Origin of the sequence: Pseudomonas graminis, from assembly GCF_900111735.1 — a bacterium.
In the GTDB taxonomy this organism is placed as follows: Bacteria; Pseudomonadota; Gammaproteobacteria; order Pseudomonadales; family Pseudomonadaceae; genus Aquipseudomonas; species Aquipseudomonas graminis.
The window spans coordinates 1-3,364 of the sequence record NZ_FOHW01000079.1; the positions used below are offsets into that span (position 1 = coordinate 1).

Annotated in this window: 1 protein-coding gene and 2 pseudogenes; 2 read left to right on the forward strand and 1 reads right to left on the reverse strand. The window is 62.7% G+C overall.

Translation table 11 applies throughout. The features are described 5' to 3' along the window. A pseudogene (locus BMY98_RS27150) lies at nt 1–167 on the reverse strand (IS5/IS1182 family transposase); the annotation flags it as partial. Between the two features lie 82 nt (nt 168–249). Between BMY98_RS27150 and BMY98_RS26400 the strand changes: the two are divergent. Both BMY98_RS26400 and BMY98_RS26405 read left to right on the forward strand, forming a co-directional pair. Next, a pseudogene (locus BMY98_RS26400) lies at nt 250–1,764 on the forward strand (ShlB/FhaC/HecB family hemolysin secretion/activation protein); the annotation flags it as partial. 21 nt (nt 1,765–1,785) lie between these two features. Continuing rightward, the coding region (locus BMY98_RS26405; protein WP_139214594.1) for a filamentous hemagglutinin N-terminal domain-containing protein at nt 1,786–3,364 on the forward strand (1,579 nt) is incomplete at its 3' end.

Genomic DNA, 3,364 nt, shown 5'->3' on the forward strand with positions numbered 1-3,364 from the left:
CGTCCGTTGCCCTTGGGAATAGCTTTATCGAACCCCAGAACCCTGAGATCCAAGCGAGAAACATAGGCATCAATGACCCGAACAAGATGGTCTTCGGGAATGACTTCATCGATTGAAACCGGAAACAGGCTGGTCTGGTTTCGAGATTCGCCCTGGATGTACGCCATAAGAAAATGCCCCGCATCTTTCGATGCGGGGCATTTTCTTAGATCTGAGGCAGGTTGGCTAGGTTTTCACACAGTCTGTGTCGCACCGGCTGCCCCAGTCGACACGCGTTGCTTCACCATCACGGGGATCGAGCTCAAAGGTGCTGCGTCGCTGTCCGACGCCGAGCGTCAGCGCCTGACCCAGCCTTATCTGGGCACGTGCATGGGCGTGTCCCAGCTCAACGAATTGCTCAAGACCATCACCAACCTGTACATCGCGAAAGGGCTGGTCACCAGTCGCGCCTACCTGCCACAGCAGGATCTGTCGAAAGGCCAGTTGCAGGTGCTGGTGGTGGAAGGCCAGCTGGAAAAACTGCGCAGCGCTGGCGACAGCGGCTTGAGCGAGCGTGAGCTGGCAATGACATTTCCGGGGCGGGAAGGGCAATTGGTCAATCTGCGCGAGATCGAGCAGATGGTCGACCAGCTCAATCGTCTGCCGTCCAATCAGGCGCAGATGGAGCTGACACCGGGCCAGGAAGTCGGCGGCAGCGACGTGCTGGTCAAGAACACCCCGCAAAAGCCGTGGCGCGTGAGCCTGTCGCGCAACAACGACGGACAGCGCAGCACTGGCGAGCAACAGTGGAACACCGGGCTTGAGTGGGACAGCCCGCTGGGTCTGGCGGATCAGTTGAGCCTGCGCGGCGGTCACGACGCCATGACCGACCACCTGCACACCTCGCACAACACCGGGCTGGCCTACAACCTGCCGTGGGGCTGGTGGAATTTCAGTTATAGCTACAGCGAAAGTGAATACCGCTCACAGGCCCAGGCCAACGGTTTCGATTTCAAGCAGAACGGCGACAGCCAGACCCATCAGCTGCGCGCCGAGCGAGTCATCTACCGTGACGCCCTGAGCAAAACCTCGCTGAACGTCGGCGTCTCCAACCTGCGCAGCAACAACTACATCGAAGGCAGCCGGCTGGCCGACAGCAGCAACCGCATCAGCGAAGTGCAATATGGCATTAACCACGGCCGGCGCGTGGGCTCGGCGTTTCTCAACCTCGACCTCGGCATGCAGCAAGGCATCAGCGCGTTCGGGGCCCAGGACAACAACCACCCGGGCCCAGGCGAAGCCAATGCGCGCTATCGCAAATACACCGGCACCGTGAGCTACCTGCAGCCGTTCAAGCTGTGGGACGAGAGCTTCACCTTCACCAGCCTCGCCACCGGACAACGCAGCGAAGACGTGCTGTTCAGCCCTCAGCGGATGAGCCTCGGCGGGTCATCGTCGGTGCGCGGCTACAAGGACCAACTGCTGTCCGGCGACAGCGGCGGCTACTGGCGCAACGAGCTGCGCCTGACCCGGCCCGTCACCCTCGACTGGCTGCGCCCGGCCTTCGGCGATTACGGCATTGCGGCGTCTTACGACCAGGGCGTGATTGCCAACGATCGCTACAACGACGACGCGCACGGGCGCCTGTCCAGCAATGCGTTCGAATGCTTTGCCCGCGGCCAGCACGTCGCCGCGACGGTGACCTTTGCCCACTCTCTGGAGCGCCCAGGCGGCCTGATCGAGCGCGAGTCGCCGATCTATTTCCGCATGGACTTTTTTCTCTAACGTTTGACCGAGATACCTGACATGGACGTTCGCCACTTCGATTTCCTCGTGCGCCAGCCTTCTGCTGCGCTGACTGAGCGTCCGCGTTTCTGGGGCATGCCCAAGCGCGGGATCGCTTTGATTCTGGCCAACGCCATGTTCTGGCAACCGCTGCTGGCCCAGGCCGAGGGCATCGCGGTGACCGGCACCACCAATACCACCCTGAGTCAGGCAGGGAACGGCGTGCCCATCGTCAACATCGCGGCGCCCAATGCCAGCGGTCTTTCCCACAACCAGTACCAGCAGTACAACGTCGGCACCCAGGGCGTGATCCTCAACAACGCCACCGCCCGCACCCAGAGCACGCAACTGGGCGGCATCGTGGTCGGCAACCCGAATCTCAACGGTCGGGCCGCGTCGATCATTCTCAACGAAGTCACCGGGGCCAACGCCAGCCAGCTCAACGGCTACACCGAAGTGGCCGGGCAGGCCGCACACGTTATCGTCGCCAACCCCTATGGCATCAGTTGCAACGGCTGCGGCTTCATCAACACACCGCGGGCGACCCTCACCACGGGCACGCCGGTGCTGGACAACGGCCGTCTTGACCATTTCCGCGTCGAAGGCGGCAGCGTGTCCATCGAAGGGGGAGGGCTGGACGCCAGCAACCTCGACCAGTTCGACATCATCACCCGCAGCGCGAAGATCAACGCCGAGCTGCACGCCAACAAACTTAACATCATCGCCGGCCGCAACAACGTCGACGCGCAGAGCCTGAACGCAACAGCACTGGCTGACGACGGCAGCGCCAAGCCGCAACTGGCCATCGACAGTTCTGCGCTGGGCGGCATGTATGCCGGCGCCATTCGACTGGTCGGCACCGAAGCCGGGGTCGGCGTGAAAGTGGCCGGCAATCTGGCGGCCAGCGCCGGCGACATTCTGATCGACGCCAATGGTCAGCTGAACATGGCCCAGGCCGCCGCGACCGGCGCCGTCAACGTCAAGGCCCTCAACGCCCAGGTTCAGGGCCCGGTGTACGGCAGCAGCGTCGACCTGCAGGGCCGCGATGCATTGAACATTCAGCAGAACGTTGACGCCCGCGATCAGATCAGGCTGTCCACCAGTGGGCAGTTGACCAACACCGCCATCGTTGAAGCCGGCGTAAATGCAGACAAGAGCCGCAACGGCGCCGGCGATGTCACGATCAGCGCCCAGAACCTTCGCAACGCCGGCAACGTTGTCGCCAGCCGAACGCTACAGGTCAGCGCTGCTCAATCCGTTAACAACCAGGGCGGCACATTGAGCGGCCAGGCCGGCACGCAACTGACCGCCGCCAGCCTGGATAACCGCCAGGCCGGTCGTGTGCTGAGTCAGGGCGGCCTGACCCTTGTGGCCTCTCAGGTATGGAACGCCAGTGGCGGCCTTATTGCGAGCAGCGGCAACCTGTCGATCACCGCGCAAAACCTCGACAACAGCCAGCAGGGCAAAATCTCGAGTGTGGCGGCGTTGTCTGCGGACATTTCCGGACAACTGCTCAACAGCGCCGGCGTGATCACCGCCAACGGCGCGCAGATCAAAGCGTCGACACTGGACAACCGCCAGGCCGGTCAAGTGGTGAGTC